Here is an 18,702-nt window from a genome sequence, read left to right on the forward strand (position 1 = left end):
GTCATCCGATCGAAATGAGAGACAGGGCGCCCTGGCGCCGGCCGATGATGTTGAGCAGGTTGTCGAGCGCCGCCTCGGCGCCGGGCGCCGCGCTGGCCTGGCCGTTGAAGCGCAGCCGCGAAGCCGCCCACTGGCCGCTGCCCGAGAGCAGCAGCGCGCCGCTTGAGGTGCTGAGTTCCATCCCTGCCGGGCCGCCGGCCTTGCCCTGCAGGCGCAGGTGGTAACTGCCCAGAACCTCGAGCGTGGAGACGCGCGAGGCCATGGCGCCCAGTTCCAGGTCGGCGCGGCCGTCGAGCAGCCAGTGGCCCTGCACTGCTTCGAGCACCAGGCCGGGGCTGGACAGTTGCAGCGAGCCGCTGGGCCGCAGCGTGTTGAAGGGCGTGCCCAGGCCGGCCAGCCAGGCCGCCGGCCATTGGCCGATGGCGCCGGCACTGGGCGGCAACTCGATGCGCAGGCGGCCGATGCCGGGCCTCAGCAGCAGGCGCAGCTCGCCATTGATGCAGCAGGCGTGGCTGGCGCGCAGCGCCAGCGCTGTGCCTTCGGGCCGCAGCGTCCAGTGCAGGCGGCCGGGCAAGGCGCTGGCGTCGCGGCTGCCGGCGCCGCCGGTCAGCACCAGCGCGGCGCTGCCGGACCAGACGCTGCCGCGCGCATCGGCCAGCAGCAGGCGTTCGCCGCTGGCCGCGGCCAGCGCCGCCGCCAGCCAGGCCGCCGGCGCAAAGGCCAGCAGCGCGACAAAGCCGCCCAGGGCAGCGCCGACCAGGCCCCAGGCCATCAGGCGCCGCCTCCGAAGGCCAGCACCAGGGTGCCGGTGTGGCCATTGGCGCCACGCACGAAATTGGCCTCGACCGGCCGCGCACGCGCGCCCGAGCGCGCCTCGGCCAGCCAGTCGCGCAGCTGGCCGGTGCTGACGCCATTGATCATCAGCACCGCGCGGTCGGCCTGCAGCGTGAGGCGGGCCTTGTCGCCCAGGCGCGCGGTGGCGGCCTTGAGCGCCGCCGCTGCCTGCTCAGCGCTGACCGGCGCCGCGGCGCGCAGCTGTTGCGCCTCGGCGGCCAGGCGCTGCATGGTCTGCAACTGGGTTTCGAGCGCGTCGAGCTCCAGCGGCGCGCGTGCGATGCTGCGCCAGGCTGGCAGCACGGCCAGCGCCAGCAGCGCATAAAGGGCCAGCGCAGCGCCGGCCAGCGCGAGGCCCGTGCGCTCGCGCGAGGCCAGGCCGCGCCACCAGGCGGCGATGGGGGCCAGCCAAGGCTGGACGCTGTTCTCGCTCATGTCTTGGCCCCGCCGGCGGCCGGCTTGGGCGCGGCAGCGCGCGTGATGTTGACGCGGCCCTCGGCGAACTCGGCCGCATAGCCGCCGCCGCGCAGGCGCTGGCGGAACTGCTGCACCTGGGGCTCGCCCCAGGCGCCGGCAGCCAGGGTCAGGCGGCCGTTCTCGAAGCGCAGGTTCTGCACCGGGCCCTGGCCGTCGGGCCAGGCGGCGGCGGCGGCGGCCATCAGCGCCTCGAGATCGGCCTCGCCGGGGCGGCCGGCGGCGGCGCGCAGGCGGTCGGTCTCGCGCTCCATCTGCACTGGCGCGTCAAGCACCACGCGCACGCCCGGGTGGGCCGTGCGCAGCAGCGCGTTCATGGCCTCGCGTTTGGCGGCGATGGCCTGGCGCTGCTGCCAGGCGTGAACATTGAGCCCCACCAGCTGCAGCGCCATCAGGGCAGCAAGGCCCCAGCGCACCGGCCGCCATTCACGGCTGAGCAGGCGGCGGCCCACATCGGCCAGCTTGCGCGTGCCGCGCGTCTGTGCCGCCAGATCGAACTGGCGCAGGTTGACCGCGGCCTGGGCCGCCTCGAGCAGCCTTTCGGCCTCACCCAGCAGGGGCACGGGGCGGCCCAGCCAGTGCTCGGCGGCGGCGGCGGCGGCAGGCGTGGCCGACCAGTTGACGGCTGCCTCGGCATCGGCGGGCAGCAGGGCGCGCGCCAGGGTGCCGGCCAGGCGCGTGCAGGCCACGCCATCGGCGCGCGCCAGACTGAGCCAGGGCGCGGCGTCCTCGCCCTCGCTGGCGCGACTGTAGAAATGGCCGCGCACCCTGCCCTCGACCAGCGGCAGGCTGGCCGGCACCACGCGCTGCACGCCGGGGCCGGCGGCCTCCAGCGCCACCAGGGCTGCGGCCAGGCGAGGGCCCTGGGTCACGGCCACCCAGCCTTCACGGCCGGGCGCGGCATCGGGGCCCAGCGCCAGATGCACCGCCTCGTCGCCATCGAGCAAGGCCTCTTCCATGGTGCCGGCCAGCGCGGCGCGCAGGCGCGAGGCCGGCGCCTTGGGCACGGCCACGCGCTGCCAGGCCACGTCGTCCTCGGCCAGCACCAGCACGCTGGCGTCGGCGCGCGGCAGCAAGGCCGTCGCGGCGGTGCCGCTCTGGGTGACGCTGCGGCCATCGGCACTGAGGACGAAGAACCATTCCTGCGGCAGGCGCGCAGCCGCCGCGGCATCGCTGCCGGCCGCACGGGCGCCCAGGCGTTCGCGCGGCGGGAGCTGGATCACGAGTAAGGACATGCGGGGCCGGGGGGGACAGCAGGAATCAGGCCGCTATTCTCGCCTTCAATGATGAAGGCCAGCCGCGGGGCAATCTATCTACACGCAGGCTCATCCGCCAGAGGCCGAAAAGCTGTGGCGCTCGCGGCGCAGCACGTCGATGCGGCCGTCGCGCCGCACCAGCAGCGAGCGCTCCTCGAGCACGCGATCTTCCAGGCGCAGGCGGCCTGCGACCAGGAAATACGCCGAGGCCACGCTCACCCGAGCCGAGTCCAGCGTGATGCCGGGCAACTGGGCCGTCACGTCGGCCAGGCTGGCAAAGGCCTTGCGCTGGCGCTGCTGCACCAGGCGTTCGGCGCTGCCGAGGTCGATGCCGTCGATGGCCGCCACCAGCACCTCGCGCCGGGCCGTGTTGACGTTCACCGGCGTGGCCGCCGGCAGCAGATCAAGGTAGTCGTCGAGCACGGCCAGCGTGGCCGCGTCCAGGCCCTGCCAGGCCAGGTCGGCCAGCCGTGCCGGGCGCAGCGGGGCCTGGAGCGGATCATCGTCGCCCGGGTTGGTGGCGGCCCGCATCACGGCGACGATGCGCGCCGCGGTGTCGGACGCGGTGCCGGCCAGGTTGCACAGGCGCTCCAGCGCCGCCACCTGGGCCGGCACCGGCTTGCCGGCGCTGTCGAGCACGCCGGCGAGGTTGAAGCGCGCCTGGGCATCGCTGATCTGGCCGGAGATGAAGGCCTCGGGCCCGCCCTCGGCGTTGTTGTCGCGGTCGGCGGCCAGGAAGGTGGACAGGCGCGATTCGGCCAGCGGCGTGGCCCAGGGCTCGTCCAGCGAATCGTGCGGCTCGCCGCCCTGCGGGTTCTTGCGCTGGTCTTCGCGCAGGATCAGCCGCGCCCAGTCGAGGGCGCCATTCAGTATCCAGGCCGCCTGGGCGCGCGCTCGCTCGGCCGACTCGATGCTGATGGCGCGCGACTGCTGCCACACCATGCCGGCGGTGGCCGTCACCACCAGCACCATGATGATCATGGCCAGCAGCAGGGCCGCGCCGCGTTGCGATCTGCGCGGGCTTTGCATCAGCCGCCCCCGGGGCCGAGCGCGATGTCACGCGTGAGCTTGGCGCCGCCCAGCGAAATCACCAGGCGCACCGCCGTCGGCAGGGCCTCGCGCGGCGGCAGCACGCCACTGGCCGGCACCGCGGGCGGCAGGGCCGCGTCGCCGGTGGACTGGGCATTGCTCCAACCATTGCCGCGGTAGAAGTAGATCTGCCAGTCGCCGGCCTCATCGGCCACGTTCAGATGGCCCGGCTCCGTGCCCTGGAACTGCTGGCTGCGCAGCCAGTGCTCCTGCAAGCCGCCCACGCTGGCCTGGGGCGGCCCGGCCCAGCGCTGCCAATGGCCCTGGCGCACGCTCCAGGCCACCAGCGCCACGCCGCCTTCCATGCGCCGGGTCAGGCGCAGCGTCTGGCCGTCGAAGGCCAGGGCCGGCACGGCGGCGGTGTCATGGACCGCCTGCAAATCCTGCTCCCACTGCGTCAGCACGGTGGCCAGTCGTGCCGTGCGGTCGACCACGGCCCGGCTGGCATCGCGCGTGCGCATCACGCCGTCGAGCGCGCGCCAGGAAAAGCCCGAGAGGATGGCCATCGCGAACAGCGCCACCAGCACTTCGACCAGGGTGAAGCCGGCGGCACCGCGGCGCTGGAGGTTGCGCCTCATGGCCGCCCCAGCACGGTGGACAGGGTCAGCAGCGGGCGCCCGGCCTCGTCGCTGACCTGGGCGTCGACACGGCGGAAGTTGGGGTTGGGCGTGGGCCGCGTCACCAGCGTGCCGCGGTAGTTGCGGCCCAGTTGCTCGCAGGCGAAATCGGCGTCTCCGACGCCGGGGAAGGTGCGCGCCAGGCGCAGCCCGGTGAGCTGGTTGTCGGCGCACCACTGGGCCGCCACCACATCGGCCAGGCGCTCGGCGTTGTCCGACAGCGCTGCTGCAGCGCGCAAGCCGGCGCCCAGTGCGATGGCCACCACAGCCAGCGCCACCAGCACCTCGAGCAGCGTAAAGCCACGCGCCGGCGGCTTCATGGCTGCGCCGCCCCCTCGACCATCACGAAAGGCCCGAGGCCGTCGCTGGCCAGTTCCAGCCGGCGCTCGCCCAGGCTCAGCACCACGCGCTGCGGCGGCAGGATGGCCTCGGGGCCCAGCAACAGGCTCGCTCCACCCGCCACCTGGGCGGCTACGCGCGCATCCAGCCAGCGCGTGGGCATGGCCAGGGCTGCGGGCAGGCCGATGAAGCGAAAGTCGGACGGCGGCAGGTTCGAGTCGCTCATCGGCTCGGCCTCGCCGGCGCCCCGCGGCACCCAGCGCACCGTCACGCCGCTGACGCGCGCCTCGGCGCGTGCCATCTCGAGCAGTGCGGACAGGCGCGCACCCTCTTCGTCGAGGCGACCGGCGTCGCCATCGGGCAGCGACATCGCGACCAGGCCCACCGAGACCGCGATGATGGCGATCACGATCAGCAGCTCGACCAGCGTAAAACCGGCCGCGCCGCGCCGCGGCGCCGCCGCGCCTGCGCCCTTGTCAGCGTTACTGCCAGGAGCCGATGTCGGCATTCTTGTCTTCGCCGCCCGGCTGGCCATCGGCACCGAAGCTGAAGACATCGATCTCGCCGCGCACGCCCGGGTTCAGGTACTGATAGGGCCGGGTCCAGGGGTCGTTGGGCAGCTTGTCGAGATAGGGCTTCCAGTTCGGCGGCACTGGCGCCGCCGTGGGCTTGGCCACCAGGGCGTCCAGGCCCTGCTCGGAGCTGGGATAGCGCTGGTTGTCGAGCTTGTAGCGCTTGAGCGATTGCACCAGGGTGTTGATGTCGGTGCGCGCCGCAGTGGCGCGGGCATCGTCGAGGCTCGAGAAGAGGTTGGGCACGATGAGCGCGCCCAGCACGCCGATGATGACCAGCACCACCAGCAACTCGATCAGAGTGAAACCGCCCGCAGTGCGGGAGCGGCGGCGTGGCAGTGCGGCGGCGGGCATGTCAGGGGTCATGGGCGGGCCGGGCGGGGCCGGCGCAGATAGGTGGCTGCATGATAATCGCCGCATGACGGCACGCTGGATGAGCTTGGTGGTGTGGGCGCTGGCCGCGGCCAGCGCGCTGTTCTGGGGCTTGCGCCTCTTCGTCAAGGCGCCACAGGCTCCAGCCGCCACGCAGCTGGCCGAGCCCGGCGCCGGCCAGCGCGGCGATCTCACGCGGCTGCTCGGCATCGACCCGCCGCCGCCCCAGGTGGCCGACGACGGCGAGCCGGCAACCGATGCGCGCTTTGCCCTCATCGGTGTCGTCAGCCCGCGCTCGCCGCAGGCGGCGCGCGAAGGCCTGGCGCTGATCGCCGTCGACGGCAAGCCGCCGCGGGCCTACCGCATCGGCGCCGTGGTCGACGGCCAGAACGTGCTCAAGACCGTCAGCGCGCGTGGCGCCTCGCTGGGCCCGCGCGACGGCGCGGCGGCCATTGCGCTCGACCTCGCCCCGGTGGCGCCGGCCGCCACCGGCACCCTGCCCGCGGCGCCGGCCAACGGGGGCGCCGCCCCGCCACCGCGCCAGCGCGCCCTGCCGCAGCGCCTGCCAGTGCAGCAGCAGCCGCAGAACGCGGTGACCAATGCAGCCCAGGCCGTCGCACCCGTGGCGCTGCCGCAGGACGGCGGCGATCCGCCCCACCTGTCGCCGCAGGGCAGCGCCTCGATGCGCTGAGCTCAGTAGAGCGCGTCGCCGAAGGGCGAGGGTTCCAGCGTCGGCGGTGCGAAGGGTTCGATGGCCTCGCTGGCCGCATCGGCCGCCACCGGCGTGTCGTCACCCAGGTTGGCCACCTCGGACAGCAGGGCCCCGGCGCTCTTGACCAGGGGCCAGACCAGGGTGGCGCCGGTGCCGTCGGTGCTGTCCATGCCCAGCTCGAGCAGGGCCGCGGACTGGAAGACATTGAGCGCCTGGTCCAGCCCGTGGTGGTTGTGGCTGCGGCAGAACAGGCAGTAGTCGGTCACCGGCTGGGCAATGCGGGACGCCACCAGCAGCGCGGCGCAGGCCGGCACGCCGTCGACGACGAGCAGGTGGCGCTTGCTGGCCGCCATCAGCATCACCCCGGCCATCACTGCAAGCTCGAAGCCTCCGAAAGCGGCCAGCACCTCGATGGGCTCGGCGACATGGCGGTGGCGCGTCTGCACCGCGCTGAGCAGGCCCAGCAGGTGGCCTTGCAACTCGGGCTCCATGTGCGGGCCGCTGACGATGAAATCGCGCACCGGCCGGTCGCTCAGGCGCGACAGCACCAGGGCCGCACTCTCGTGCGAGCCGACGCCGACACCGGCCAGCAGCGTGACATTGCCGCGCAGCTTGTCGCCGATCTCCATGCCGGCGCGCATGCCGGCGTGGGCCTGCTCGAGCGTCATCGCCACCCCGGTGCGCGCATTGCGGGTGCCGTGGGCGATCTTGCGCATCATCAGGCGGTCGTTGGGCGGCAGGTTCTCGGCCATGCCGCAGTCAACCACCGTCAGGTCGATGTGCTGCGAGCGCGCAAAGGCCGTCACCGGCAGCTGCTGGGCCAACAGCATACGCACGGTGTCCACCGTGACGCGGCCACCCTGGCCCGGTGGCGGCTGGATGCCGTCCACCGCGATGCCGTGGTCAGCCGCGAACACCAGCAGCTGCGGCGCCTTCAGGCGCGGCTTGAGCGTGTTCTGCATCAGCCCCAGGCGGATGGCGAGCGGCTCGAGCTCGCCCAGGCTGCCGCCGACCTCGCTGCGGCGCATCAGCTTGTCGGCCAGCGCCTTTTCGAGCAGCGGGTTGGCGGTGGGCGAGACGAGTGAGCGGTTGGCCATGCGCAGAAGTCTAGCGAAGCCCCGTCAACGCAGGAACAGCGCGTACACCGGGTTGTGCGTCTCTTCGACGAACGGGTAGGCCAGACCGTGCAGAAAGGCGTCGAACTCGGCCTCGTCGCCGGCCGGCACCTGGATTCCGACCAGGATGCGGCCGTAGTCGGCGCCCTGGTTGCGGTAGTGGAAGAGGCTGATGTTCCAGCCCGGGTGCAGCGCCGCCAAAAAGCGCATCAGCGCGCCCGGCCGCTCGGGAAACTCGAAGCGGAACAGGCGCTCGTCGCGCGCCAGCTCGCTGCGCCCACCCACCATGTGGCGAACATGCTCCTTGGCCAGTTCGTCGTCGGTGAGGTTGACGTTGGCGAAGCCCTGCTTGACGAAGAGGCGCTCGATGCGCTCGGCCTCGTCGCGGCGCTGGATGGCCAGGCCAACGAAGACATGGGCCTGGCGCTGGTCGGAGATGCGGTAGTTGAATTCGGTCACCGAGCGCGGGCCTATGGTCTCGCAGAAGCGCTTGAAGGAGCCGCGTTCCTCGGGGATGGTGACCGCGAACAAGGCTTCGCGCTGCTCGCCGAACTCGGCCCGCTCGGCGACGAAGCGCAGGCGGTCGAAGTTCATGTTGGCGCCGCAGGTGATGGCGACGAAGGTCTGGCCCTTGAGCCTGTGCGTGGCCACGTACTGCTTGATGGCCGCCACGCCCAGGGCGCCCGCGGGCTCCAGAATGCTGCGCGTGTCCTGGAACACATCCTTGATGGCGGCGCAGACGGCGTCGGTGTCGACCACCACGTAGTCGTCGACCAGCGTGCGCGCGATGCGGAAGGTCTCCTCGCCCACCAGCTTGACGGCCGTGCCGTCCGAGAACAGGCCGACATCGGCCAGCGTCACGCGCTTGCCGGCCGTCACCGAGCGCCGCATGGCGTCTGAATCGGCGGTCTGCACGCCGATCACGCGCACCTCGGGCCGCACGGCCTTGATGTAGGCCGCCACGCCCGAAATCAGGCCGCCGCCGCCGATGGCGACGAACACCGCGTCGATGGGCCCCTGGTGCTGGCGCAGGATCTCCATCGCCACCGTACCCTGGCCGGCGATCACGTCGGGGTCGTCGAAGGGGTGAACGAAGGTCAGGCCCTGGTCCTGCTGCAGCTGCACCGCATGGGCGTAGGCGTCGGAATAGCTGTCGCCCTGCAGCACAACCTCGCCGCCCAGGGCCTGCACGGCATCGATCTTCAGCCGCGGCGTCGTCACCGGCATCACGATGACGGCGCGGCAGCCCAGGCGCTTGGCCGACAGCGCCACGCCCTGGGCATGGTTGCCGGCCGAGGCGCAGATGACGCCACGCGCCAGTGCCTCGGGCGCCAGCTTGACCATCTTGTTGTAGGCGCCGCGCAGCTTGAAGCTGAACACCGGCTGCTGGTCCTCGCGCTTGAGCAGCACATGGTTGCCAATGCGCCGCGACAGGATGCGCGCCGGCTCGAGCGCGGTCTCGCGCGCCACGTCGTAGACGCGCGCCGTGAGGATGCGCTTGAGATAGTCGGCCGCAATGCGCTGGCCCTTGGGCGCCACGGGCTGGGCAGGGGCTTGCGTCGGGGTCGTGGGGGTGCGGGTTCGGGTTGTGCCGGCGGCCATCGTTGCGCTTTTCTGGGGCCCGTCAGGGGCGGCGGATGATACGGCGGCGCGCGCCGGGCAGCCGCCCAAGAAAAGAGCCCGGGGCCTTTGCAGGCTCCGGGCTTAATCCACCATTGAAGGAGGTGGAGGAGACAATCGGCGGGTGTCCGGCACTGCAGCCTCGACACCCTGGCGGCCAGTCTAACACCGCTATGCTGCAGTGCAATATCCATTGCCGTGACGAATATAGAGAGAAGAGTCGATTTCTCACCCTGCCCCCGGCGCGCCGGCGCCGCCACACCCCCGAAAGAAGCACTGAAGCCATGGAATGCACGATCAACTGGATGCCCGCCACCGGCATGGGCTTTGTCGCCGAGACCGGCAGTGGCCACTTCCTCACCATGGACGGCGCGCCCGACGGCGGTGGCCGCAACCTGGCGCCGCGGCCGATGGAAACCGTGCTCGCAGGCACCGGCGGCTGCACCGCCTACGACGTGGTGCTGATCCTCAAGCGCGGCCGCCACGATGTGCGCGGATGCCAGGTCAAGGTCGAGGCCGATCGTGCCGAGACCGACCCCAAGGTCTTCACGCGCATCCGCATGCATTTCACGGTCAGCGGGCGCAATCTGCCGACCGCCGCGGTGGAGCGCGCCATCGCGCTGTCGCACGAGCGCTACTGTTCGGCCAGCATCATGCTCGGCAAGACGGCCGAGATCACGACCAGTTTCGAGCTCGTCGAGGCCTGACGCCGGGCGCCACGAAGCCGCCGGCGCGCCTCAGTAGCCGTGCAGCGCCTCGTCCGGGAAGCGCCCGGCCTTGACGTCGACGACGTAGCGGCGCAACGCCTCGGCCACGCCCAGCGTGGCACCGCCAGCGTCGGGGTCGCGGGTGAAATCGCGCACGAAGCGCGGCCGGCGGCCCGTGGTCAGGCCCAGCAGATCGTGCAGCACCAGCACCTGGCCGGCCGTGCCGGCGCCGGCTCCTATGCCTATGGTCATCATGGCTGGGTGGGCCAGCGTGATCTCGCGCGCCAGCGCCGAGGGCACGAGTTCCAGCACCAGCATGGCCGCGCCGGCCGCGGCCATGGCCGCGGCATCGGCGCGCAGCAATGCCGCCGCCGCGTCGTCGCGCCCCTGGACGCGAAACCCGCCCAGCGCATGCACACGCTGCGGCGTCAGGCCCAGGTGGGCACAGACGGGGATGCCGCGGTCGACCAGAAAGCGCACCGTGGCCACCATCTCGCCGCCGCCCTCGAGCTTGACCATTTGCGCGCCAGTGCGCATCAGCTGGGCCGCGGCCTCGAAGGCCTGGCGCGGGTCGGCCTCGTAGCTGCCGAAGGGCATGTCGGCCACCAGCCAGCCCGTGGGGCGCGCACGCGCCACGCAGGCCGTGTGATAGGCCATGTGCTCCAGCGCCACCGGCAGCGTGCTGCTCAAGCCCTGGATGACATTGCCGAGCGAATCGCCGACCAGCAGCACATCGACCCCGGCTTCATCCAGCAGGCGCGTGAAGGTGGCGTCGTAGCAGGTGAGCGCGACGATCTTCTCGCCGCGCCGCGCCATCTCGTGCAGGCGCACGAGGTTCAGCGCGGGGCGCGCAGTCGCTGCGGCGGCGGGCTCGCTGGGATGGACGCTCATGGCTTCAGATCCGGTGGGCGGTGGTGGTCATTACCTTGGCCGCCGCGCGCATCAGCCAGCGCACCGGCTGCGGCAGTTCGCGTGCGCCGGCTGCCAGCGCGTTGTCGGCGTGGCGGGCCTCGTCCTGCTTCATCACCTCGACGATGGCGCGCGAGCGCGCGTCTCCGGCGGGCAGGCGTTCCATGTGGCTGGCCAGGTGCTGCTCGACCTGGCGCTCGGTCTCGACGACGAAGCCCAGGCTGACGCGGTCGCCCAGGCGTCCGGCAAGCAGGCCAATGCCGAAGGCGCCGGCATACCACAGCGGGTTGAGCCAGCTCGTGCGGTCATCAAGTTCCGCCAGACGCTGCTGCGTCCAGCCCAGGTGGTCGCCCTCTTCGCGCGCCGCCACCTCCATCTGGCGCCTCAAATCCTCGCTGCGGGCGGTCAGCGCCTGGGCCTGGTAGAGGGCCTGGGCGCAGACCTCGCCGACGTGATTGACGCGCATGAGCGCGCCGGCAAGGCGCTTTTCCTCGGGCGCCAGCGACTCCTCGGCGGCCGGGCCGGCGGGGTTGGGGCGGCCCGCATGCACCGCGCCGGCCACCGTGCGCAAGGCGTTGTCCACACTGATGATCAGACGGTCTGCAAGCATGCTCATCGCGCCAGAATACTGCAAAGGCCGCCGCCCCTAACGCGACCGTGTCACGTTGTTACGGGACAACAGATGGCATGCATTTGCGCGCCAATCCTTGGCAATGCGAGGAGGGGTCTGGTGCAATACGCCCAACTTCCGCTGAGGAGGTTGGCCTGATCTGCCCCTCGCCGGGTGGCCTCCCCGATCGGGACCTCTTGTTCAACCTAGGAGATAGTTGCAATGAAAAAATCTCTGCTCGCCCTGGCCGCGCTGACCGCGTTCGCCGGTGCCGCTTCGGCCCAATCGTCGGTCACCCTGTTCGGCATCGTTGACCTCAACGTCCAGAGCGTCAAGAACGGCTCCGCCGGTTCGCTGAAGTCGCTGTCGACCGGTGGTATCAACACCAACCGCCTCGGCTTCCGCGGCATCGAAGACCTGGGTGGCGGCCTGCGCGCCGGCTTCTGGATCGAAGGCCAGATCAACCCCGACACCGGTGCCGGCCCGCAAGACTGGCGTCGCCGCTCCACCGCCAGCCTGATCGGCGGTTTCGGTGAAATCCGCCTCGGCCGCGACTACACCCCGACCTTCAACAACTGGGCCGCCTTCGACCCGTTCGGCACCAACGGTGTCGCCGACTCGAACAAGCTGCGTCTGGCCCTGGGTTCGGGCGCCGGCACGGTCACCCGCGCCGACAACACCATCGCCTACTTCCTGCCGGCCATGGGTGGCCTGTATGGCCAGTTCCAGGTTGCCGCCGCCGAAGGCGCCACCGGCAACAAGGAACTCTCGGGTCGCGTCGGCTATGCCGCGGGTCCGCTGAACGTTGGTGGTGCCTACATGGTCACCAAGAAGACCGGCACCATGGCCGACGACTACAAGACCTTCAACATGGGTGCTTCGTTCAACCTCGGCATGGCCACCCTGCAGGGCGCCTACGAAAAGAACAAGTACAACAAGGAAGACCAGAAGCTGGTCATGCTGGGTGCCCTGGTGCCGCTGGGTTCGGGTACCTTCAAGGTCTCGTACATCAAGTCCAAGGGTGACACCGGCAGCACCACGCTGACCAACCAGTACGACTTCAAGCAGTTCGGCTTCGGCTACGTGTACGACCTGTCGAAGCGCACTGCGCTGTACGGCGCCTACGCCCGTCTCGACAACGCCGGCACCACGGCCAACGGCGCCAACCAGGCCATCGCGGGCGGCAACGCCGGCATCCTGCGCGGCGAAAACTCGACCGGCTACCAGTTCGGTATCCGTCACATGTTCTGATCGCCGGCGGGGTGCCGCGCGCACCCTGCCAGCTGTTCGAGCGGCCGCCTTCGGGCGGCCGTTTTCATGGGCGCGCCCCGCGCCGCCAATTCCGGTATGACCCCGCCATGACCTCGCGCCTCGCCTTCTGCCTGTTCGCCTTTTTGCTGGCGGGCTGCGCCTCGGCACCCCTTGACACGGCCCCGGCCGCGGCCATCGATGCCTGGCAGCCGGTGCTGCTGCCAGGCAAGCCCGCCACCCGCTACAGCCGCGAGGACAAGGAGGGCCGCAAGGCCATCGCCGCGGTCTCCGAACAATCGGCCAGCCTGTGGCGACGCCAGGCGGCCATTGCGCCCGAGCGCGTCGGCGCGGTGCATTTCTCGTGGTGGGTGCAGGATCTGGTGCCCGGCGGCAACGTCGCCGACATCGACCGCGAGGACGCACCGGCGCGCGTGATCTTCGGCTTCGCCGGCGATCTCTCGCGCCTCAACCTGCGCACGCGCATGATGTACGACCTCGCCGAGGCCCTGACCGGCGAGAAGCCGCCCTATGCGACGCTGATGTATGTCTGGGACGCGACGGCTCCGGTGGGCTCGGTCATCGTCAACCCGCGCAGCGACCGCATCCGCAAGATCGTGGTCGATTCCGGACCGGGCGAGCTGCGCCGCTGGCGCGACCACCGTCGCGACCTGGCGGCCGACTTCCGGCTCGCCTTCGACGAGGCGCCCGGCGCGCTGACCTCGATCGCGGTGATGACCGACAGCGACAACACGCGCTCGCAGGCGACCTCCTGGTACGGATCGGTCGAACTCGACTGAGGCTTCCCGGAGGTGGGGGGGGGAATCCGGGCCGCCGGAGGGCGGGTCTGCCATGTAGAGCGGCTGCGGCCCTGCCTCCGTCTTGCCACGCTAGGGGTAACTGAGCGTGGACGGCTTGCAACAAGCCGCCACCGGAGACCCCCCTCTGCAGAAAAATAGAGTGTTAGCGACTGCTCGCCCGGAGACACCCCCATGAAGAAGCTTTTCGCGCTCTCGGCGCTGGCCCTGGCCGCCACCACCTGCGCCGCCCAGTCCAGCGTCACCATCTACGGCATCCTGGACGGCGGCGTGACCCGCGTTTCCGGGCTCAAGGGCGGCTCGGTCAAGGCGCTGTCCAGCGGCATCATGGACGGCTCGCGCCTGGGCTTCCGCGGCAATGAAGACCTGGGCGGCGGCTACCGCGCCATCTTCACGATGGAACACCGCTTCGAGATGGACAACGGCACCGTCAGCAACCGCCCAGCCTCGGGCTCGCAACTGCCCGACCGCGTCTCACAGGCCACGCAGCTGGGCCTGCCCACCGTCTTCCAGCCGGTGGTCACCGCGGTAGCCGCCAGCATCGGCAACACCATCGGCGTCAACCTGGCCGGCGGCTTCTGGGACCGGCAGATCTATGCCGGCCTGATCACCCCCTTCGGCGCCATCATCGCCGGCCGCCAGTACACGCCGGCCTATGAGATCAGCGCCACCTTCGACACCATGGGCACGCAGTCGGCCCTGGCCGCCGGCCAGGTCGGTGCCATCCCCTCGGCCATCGACATCCGCCTGTCCAACTCCATCGCCTACCGCATCCAGAAGGACGGATTCACGGCCTCGCTGATGGTGGCCGCGGGCGAGAATTCAACCACCACCGGCCACATGATGGGCGGCATGGTCATGTACAAAGGCGAGCGCTTCTCGGTGGGCTTCGGCTACAACTCGCGCGAGAACGAGCGCGCCGAAAAGTCGCTTACCAGCACCATCATTGGCGGCACGCTCAACCTGGGCCCGGGCACGGCCTATGCGGCCATGGTCCAGGTCAAGGACGACCACCCCTCGGGCCTGTCCGGCATCGCGGCCTCGGTCACCGGCGCCGTCGGCCCCACGAATGCGGCCATCATCCAGAACGCCTTCATCAACGGCTTCAAGCAGGACGGCCGCATCCTGCACGGCGGCTACAAGCTGACCACGGGCCCGAACACGGTCTATGTGGCCTACAGCCGCTTCGACGACAAGCGCATCATCAATGCCGACACCAGCTCCTATGGCGTGGCCTACACCTACTCGCTGTCCAAGCGCACCGATCTCAATGCGGTGCTGACGCGCTTCGTCAACAGCGGCAGCGGCCAGGCCGCACCGGGCGGCGCCGGCTACCTGGGCGGCGTGACCTCGGCCGCCGGCGTCGACTCCACCAGCATGGCCCTGGGCCTGCGCCACCGCTTCTGAGCCCGGCCGCCGCACGCTGCTTGCGGCATCATCGAGCCCGCACGGCCACCGGCCGAGCGGGCTCGCTTCATTGGGGCCGTCCAACCCTGGCCGCCCTGCCCTGACCCATGCTGGCCTTCATCCTCCGCCGCCTGCTGCAAGCCCTGGTCGTGATGCTCACGGTGGCCTTCATCGCCTTCATGCTGTTCCAGTATGTCGGCGACCCGGTCACCAGCCTGCTGGGCCAGGACGCCACCCAAGAGCAGCGCGAGCAGCTGCGGCGCGATCTCGGCATCGACAAGCCCTTCCCGGTGCAGTTCGCGCGCTTCGCGGCCAACGCCGCACAGGGCGAGTTCGGCCTCAGCCTGCGCCAGGGCCGCAAGGTCTCGACGCTGATCGCCGAACGCTTTCCGGCCACGCTGGAGCTGGCGCTGGCCGCGGCGGTGATCGCGCTGGGCCTGGGCCTGCCGCTGGGCGTCTATGCGGCGCTGCGGCGCGGCCGCTTCGGCGCCCAGCTGGTGATGACGCTGTCGCTGCTGGGCGTCTCGCTGCCGACCTTTCTGATCGGCATCCTGCTCATCCTGGTGTTCTCGGTGACGCTGCAATGGCTGCCCAGCTTCGGCCGCGGCGAGGTCGTCACCTTCGGCTCCTGGAGCACCGGCCTGCTCACGCGCGACGGCTGGCAGCACCTGCTGCTGCCGGCGCTCACGCTGAGCGTGTTCCAGCTCGCCCTCATCATGCGACTGGTGCGGGCCGAGATGCTGGAGGTGCTGCGCAGCGACTACATCCGCTTCGCCCGCGCCCGCGGCCTGCGCGACGGCAGCATCCACTTCGGCCATGCGCTGCGCAACACCCTGGTGCCGGTGATCACCATCACCGGGCTGCAACTGGGCAGCCTGATCGCTTTTGCCATCATCACCGAGACCGTGTTCCAGTGGCCCGGCATGGGATTTCTCTTCATCCAGGCGGTGCAGTTCGCCGACGTGCCGGTGATGGCGGCCTACCTGTGCCTGATTGCGCTGATTTTCGTTGCCGTCAATCTGGCCGTGGACCTGCTGTATTTCGCTGTCGATCCGCGCCTGCGCGTCGAGCGACCCTTGGGCGGGCACTGAATGGCGCCGACGGAAGAAGAAGCTCCCGGCGGCCGCCTCGCGCGCTGGCTGGACAGCGATGTCTGGCACAGCTTCCGCCACTCGCCCACGGCGATGGTGGCGGCGCTGATCGCGGCGCTGTGCCTCGCGGTCTCGCTGTTCGCGCCCTGGGTGGCGCCGCACCAGCCCTTTGACCTGGCCACGCTGGACCTGCTCGATGCCCGCCTGCCGCCAGCCTGGCAGGAGGGCGGCAAGGCCACCTACCTGCTGGGCACCGACGACCAGGGACGCGACATCCTCTCGGCGCTGTTCTATGGCGCGCGCATCTCGCTCTTCGTCGGCTTCGCCTCGGTGCTGTTGTCCATGCTGGTGGGCGTGGGCCTGGGCCTGCTGTCGGGCTTCGTCGGCGGCGCGGTCGACGCCTTCATCATGCGCGTCTGCGACGTGATGCTGTCATTCCCGTCCATCCTGGTCGCGCTGCTCATCGACGGCGTCGGCCGCGCGCTCTTCCCCGATGCCCACGAGAGCCTGGCCTTCGGCGTGCTGATCCTGGCCATCGCCCTCACCGGCTGGGTGCAGTACGCGCGCACGGTACGTGGCAGCACGATGGTGGAGCGCAACAAGGAATACGTGCAGGCGGCGCGCGTCATCGGCGTGGCGCCCTGGCGCATCATGTTCCGCCATGTCCTGCCCAATGTGCTGGGGCCGGTGCTGGTGCTGGCCACCATCCAGGTCGCGGCCGCCATCCTGACCGAGGCCACGCTGTCCTTCCTGGGCGTGGGCGTGCCGCCCACCTCGCCCTCGCTGGGCACGCTGATCCGCGTCGGCAACGACTTCCTGTTCTCGGGCGAGTGGTGGATCACCATCTTCCCGGGCGTGATGCTGGTGCTGATCGCGCTGTCGGTGAACCTGCTCGGCGACTGGCTGCGCGACGCGCTGAACCCGAGGCTGCGCTGATGGCCGCGCCGCTGCTGGAAGTGCGCCATCTGCGGGTCGAATTTCCCGGCCGCCGCGGCACGCTGCGGGCGCTGGACGACATCAGCTTCGGGATCGCGCCCGGCGAGATCCTGGGCGTGGTGGGCGAGTCGGGCGCCGGCAAGTCGCTCACCGGCGCCGCCATCATCGGCCTGCTCGAGCCGCCCGGGCGCATCGCCGGCGGCGAGATCCGGCTCGCCGGCCAGCGCATCGACAACTTGCCGCCCGAGGCGATGCGCGCACTGCGTGGCCGCCACATCGGCGCCATCTTTCAGGACCCGCTGACCTCGCTGAACCCGCTCTACACCGTAGGCCGCCAGCTCACCGAGACGATTCGCACGCATCTGCCGGTGGATGCGGCCGAGGCGCGCCGGCGCGCCATCGCGCTGCTGCAAGAGACCGGCATCCCGGCCGCCGAGCAAAGGCTGGCCCAGTACCCGCACCAGTTCAGCGGCGGCATGCGCCAGCGCGTGGTCATCGCCCTGGCCCTGGCCGCCGAGCCACGGCTCATCGTCGCCGACGAGCCGACGACGGCGCTGGACGTCTCCATCCAGGCCCAGATCATTGCCCTGCTGCAGCGCCTGTGCCGCGAGCGCGGCGCCGCGGTGATGCTGGTCACCCACGACATGGGCGTCATCGCCGAGGCCTGCGACCGCGTGGCCGTGCTCTATGCCGGGCGGATGGCCGAGATCGGGCCCGTGGCCGACGTCATCCACCGCCCCCGCCACCCCTACACCGTGGGCCTGATGGGCGCGATCCCGGCGATGGACGAAGACCGCGAGCGCCTGCTGCAGATCGACGGCGCCATGCCGCGCCTGGGCGCCATCCCGCCAGGTTGCGCCTTCCACCCGCGCTGCCCCCAGGCCCTGGCGCGCTGCCGCAGCGAGCGGCCGGAGTTGCTGGAGGCGGGCGCCAACCAGGCCACCCGCGCCGCCTGCTGGCTGGTGGCGCCATGACAGGTCCGCTGGTCGAGGTACACGATCTCGCCAAGACCTTCGAGGTCTCGGCGCCCTGGCTCGAACGCGCCATCGCGCGCAAGCCGCGCCTGTTCGTGTACGCGGTCGACGGCGTGTCCTTCGCCGTCGAGCGCGGCCAGACCCTGGCCCTGGTGGGCGAATCCGGCTGCGGCAAGAGCACGGTGGCGCGGCTGCTGCTGGGCCTGCACAGGCCCACGCGCGGACGTGTGGTCTTCGACGGCCAGGACTGCGGCGCCGCCCGCGCGGGCGCCGAACAGCGCGCGCTGCGGCGGCGCATGCAGATGATCTTCCAGGATCCCTACGCCAGCCTCAACCCGCGCTGGAAGGTGGAGGACATCATCGGCGAGCCGCTGCGCGAGCACGGCCTGGCGGCCGGCGGCACCGAGCTGGCCGAGCGCGTGGCCGCGCTGCTGCTCTCGGTGGGCCTGGCGGCAGCCGACGGCGCCAGGTTTGCCCACCAGTTCAGCGGCGGCCAGCGCCAGCGCATCAGCATCGCCCGCGCGCTGGCGACGCAGCCCGAGTTCCTGGTCTGCGACGAGCCGACTTCGGCCCTCGATGTCTCGGTGCAGGCCCAGGTGCTCAACCTGATGAAGGACTTGCAGCGCGAGCGCGGCCTGACCTATCTCTTCATCAGCCACAACCTGGCGGTGGTGCGCCATGTCGCCGACGCCGTGGGCGTGATGTACCTGGGCCGCCTGGTCGAGCTGGCGCCCAAGCGCCAGGTCTTCGCTGCACCGCGCCACCCGTACACGCGCATGCTGCTGGATGCCATTCCCGACATCCACTTGAGCGGCCGTGCCCGCACGCCGGTGCAGGGCGAGGTGCCCAATCCGCTGGCGCCGCCCAGCGGCTGCGCCTTCCATCCGCGCTGTCCCCATGCCCAGGCGCGCTGCGCCGCTGAAAGGCCCGAGTGGCTCGAGTGCGATGGCGGGCTGGTGGCCTGCCACGCGGTGCAGGAAGGGCGGATCTGAGAGCCGGCTA

At 71.1% G+C, this 18,702-nt stretch carries 21 protein-coding genes; 9 read left to right on the top strand and 12 right to left on the bottom strand.

Annotated features, from left to right (window positions below):
* Position 1: 1 nt before the first annotated feature.
* The 8 genes from gspN to gspG form a co-directional block, all read right to left on the bottom strand.
* Complete coding sequence (gene gspN, locus JMV16_RS11335) at positions 2-772, bottom strand: type II secretion system protein N (protein WP_201494338.1); 771 nt, start codon at positions 770-772, stop codon at positions 2-4.
* Entirely contained in the window at positions 772-1,269 is a 498-nt protein-coding gene (gene gspM / locus JMV16_RS11340; RefSeq protein WP_201494339.1) for a type II secretion system protein GspM, read from the bottom strand. Before gspM ends, gspN begins: the two co-directional genes overlap by 1 nt.
* Positions 1,266-2,543 (bottom strand): type II secretion system protein GspL, encoded by a 1,278-nt coding sequence (gspL, locus tag JMV16_RS11345; protein WP_201494340.1) that lies wholly within the window; start codon positions 2,541-2,543, stop codon positions 1,266-1,268. The genes gspM and gspL overlap by 4 nt, the downstream gene beginning before the upstream one ends.
* A gap of 90 nt (positions 2,544-2,633) precedes the next feature.
* Complete coding sequence (gene gspK, locus JMV16_RS11350; RefSeq protein WP_201494341.1) at positions 2,634-3,593, bottom strand: type II secretion system minor pseudopilin GspK; 960 nt, start codon at positions 3,591-3,593, stop codon at positions 2,634-2,636.
* Entirely contained in the window at positions 3,593-4,231 is a 639-nt protein-coding gene (locus JMV16_RS11355) for a type II secretion system protein J (protein WP_201494342.1), read from the bottom strand. Before JMV16_RS11355 ends, gspK begins: the two co-directional genes overlap by 1 nt.
* Positions 4,228-4,590 (bottom strand): type II secretion system minor pseudopilin GspI, encoded by a 363-nt coding sequence (gene gspI, locus JMV16_RS11360; RefSeq protein ID WP_201494343.1) that lies wholly within the window; start codon positions 4,588-4,590, stop codon positions 4,228-4,230. The genes JMV16_RS11355 and gspI overlap by 4 nt, the downstream gene beginning before the upstream one ends.
* The gene (locus tag JMV16_RS11365) at positions 4,587-5,117 is read right to left on the bottom strand and encodes a prepilin-type N-terminal cleavage/methylation domain-containing protein (protein WP_201494344.1); all 531 of its coding nucleotides are present in this window, start codon (positions 5,115-5,117) and stop codon (positions 4,587-4,589) included. The genes gspI and JMV16_RS11365 overlap by 4 nt, the downstream gene beginning before the upstream one ends.
* Complete coding sequence (gene gspG, locus JMV16_RS11370) at positions 5,092-5,535, bottom strand: type II secretion system major pseudopilin GspG (RefSeq protein WP_201494345.1); 444 nt, start codon at positions 5,533-5,535, stop codon at positions 5,092-5,094. Before gspG ends, JMV16_RS11365 begins: the two co-directional genes overlap by 26 nt.
* A gap of 64 nt (positions 5,536-5,599) precedes the next feature.
* Here gspG and JMV16_RS11375 point away from each other — a divergent pair, with 64 nt between their 5' ends.
* Complete coding sequence (locus JMV16_RS11375) at positions 5,600-6,244, top strand: type II secretion system protein N (RefSeq protein WP_201494346.1); 645 nt, start codon at positions 5,600-5,602, stop codon at positions 6,242-6,244.
* A 2-nt stretch (positions 6,245-6,246) separates the two neighbouring features.
* On the opposite strand, the gene JMV16_RS11380 is transcribed toward JMV16_RS11375, so the two are convergent.
* Together JMV16_RS11380 and ilvA are read right to left on the bottom strand one after the other, a co-directional pair.
* On the bottom strand, positions 6,247-7,362 hold the full coding sequence (locus JMV16_RS11380; RefSeq protein ID WP_201494347.1) for a nicotinate-nucleotide--dimethylbenzimidazole phosphoribosyltransferase: 1,116 nt from the start codon (positions 7,360-7,362) through the stop codon (positions 6,247-6,249).
* Between the two features lie 24 nt (positions 7,363-7,386).
* A complete protein-coding gene (gene ilvA, locus JMV16_RS11385) occupies positions 7,387-8,982 on the bottom strand; it encodes a threonine ammonia-lyase, biosynthetic (RefSeq protein ID WP_201494348.1) in 1,596 nt (531 codons plus the stop codon).
* Between the two features lie 302 nt (positions 8,983-9,284).
* Here ilvA and JMV16_RS11390 point away from each other — a divergent pair, with 302 nt between their 5' ends.
* On the top strand, positions 9,285-9,707 hold the full coding sequence (locus JMV16_RS11390; protein ID WP_201494349.1) for an OsmC family protein: 423 nt from the start codon (positions 9,285-9,287) through the stop codon (positions 9,705-9,707).
* A 30-nt stretch (positions 9,708-9,737) separates the two neighbouring features.
* Here the strand turns inward: JMV16_RS11390 and panB are convergent, their stop codons facing one another.
* Together panB and coq7 are read right to left on the bottom strand one after the other, a co-directional pair.
* Positions 9,738-10,598, bottom strand: a complete 861-nt coding sequence (panB, locus tag JMV16_RS11395; protein WP_201494350.1) for a 3-methyl-2-oxobutanoate hydroxymethyltransferase — start codon at positions 10,596-10,598, stop codon at positions 9,738-9,740.
* A 4-nt stretch (positions 10,599-10,602) separates the two neighbouring features.
* Entirely contained in the window at positions 10,603-11,226 is a 624-nt protein-coding gene (gene coq7, locus JMV16_RS11400) for a 2-polyprenyl-3-methyl-6-methoxy-1,4-benzoquinone monooxygenase (RefSeq protein WP_411565025.1), read from the bottom strand.
* A 222-nt stretch (positions 11,227-11,448) separates the two neighbouring features.
* Between coq7 and JMV16_RS11405 the strand changes: the two genes are divergently transcribed.
* From JMV16_RS11405 to JMV16_RS11435, 7 genes are all read left to right on the top strand, one after another.
* Positions 11,449-12,477 (top strand): porin, encoded by a 1,029-nt coding sequence (locus JMV16_RS11405; RefSeq protein ID WP_201494352.1) that lies wholly within the window; start codon positions 11,449-11,451, stop codon positions 12,475-12,477.
* A 107-nt stretch (positions 12,478-12,584) separates the two neighbouring features.
* The gene (locus JMV16_RS11410) at positions 12,585-13,274 is read left to right on the top strand and encodes a DUF3047 domain-containing protein (RefSeq protein ID WP_201494353.1); all 690 of its coding nucleotides are present in this window, start codon (positions 12,585-12,587) and stop codon (positions 13,272-13,274) included.
* Between the two features lie 192 nt (positions 13,275-13,466).
* Positions 13,467-14,699 carry a porin gene (locus tag JMV16_RS11415; RefSeq protein WP_201494354.1) on the top strand — a complete coding sequence of 411 codons (1,233 nt, stop codon included), beginning with the start codon at positions 13,467-13,469 and terminating at the stop codon, positions 14,697-14,699.
* Between the two features lie 107 nt (positions 14,700-14,806).
* Positions 14,807-15,790 carry an ABC transporter permease gene (locus JMV16_RS11420; RefSeq protein WP_201494355.1) on the top strand — a complete coding sequence of 328 codons (984 nt, stop codon included), beginning with the start codon at positions 14,807-14,809 and terminating at the stop codon, positions 15,788-15,790.
* Entirely contained in the window at positions 15,791-16,726 is a 936-nt protein-coding gene (locus JMV16_RS11425) for an ABC transporter permease (protein WP_201494356.1), read from the top strand.
* Positions 16,726-17,700 (top strand): ABC transporter ATP-binding protein, encoded by a 975-nt coding sequence (locus tag JMV16_RS11430; RefSeq protein ID WP_201494357.1) that lies wholly within the window; start codon positions 16,726-16,728, stop codon positions 17,698-17,700. Before JMV16_RS11425 ends, JMV16_RS11430 begins: the two co-directional genes overlap by 1 nt.
* A complete protein-coding gene (locus JMV16_RS11435) occupies positions 17,697-18,692 on the top strand; it encodes an ABC transporter ATP-binding protein (RefSeq protein WP_201494358.1) in 996 nt (331 codons plus the stop codon). Before JMV16_RS11430 ends, JMV16_RS11435 begins: the two co-directional genes overlap by 4 nt.
* Positions 18,693-18,702: the final 10 nt, after the last annotated feature.

Source organism: Rubrivivax sp. A210, from assembly GCF_904426505.1.
In the GTDB taxonomy this organism is placed as follows: domain Bacteria; phylum Pseudomonadota; class Gammaproteobacteria; order Burkholderiales; family Burkholderiaceae_C; genus Rubrivivax.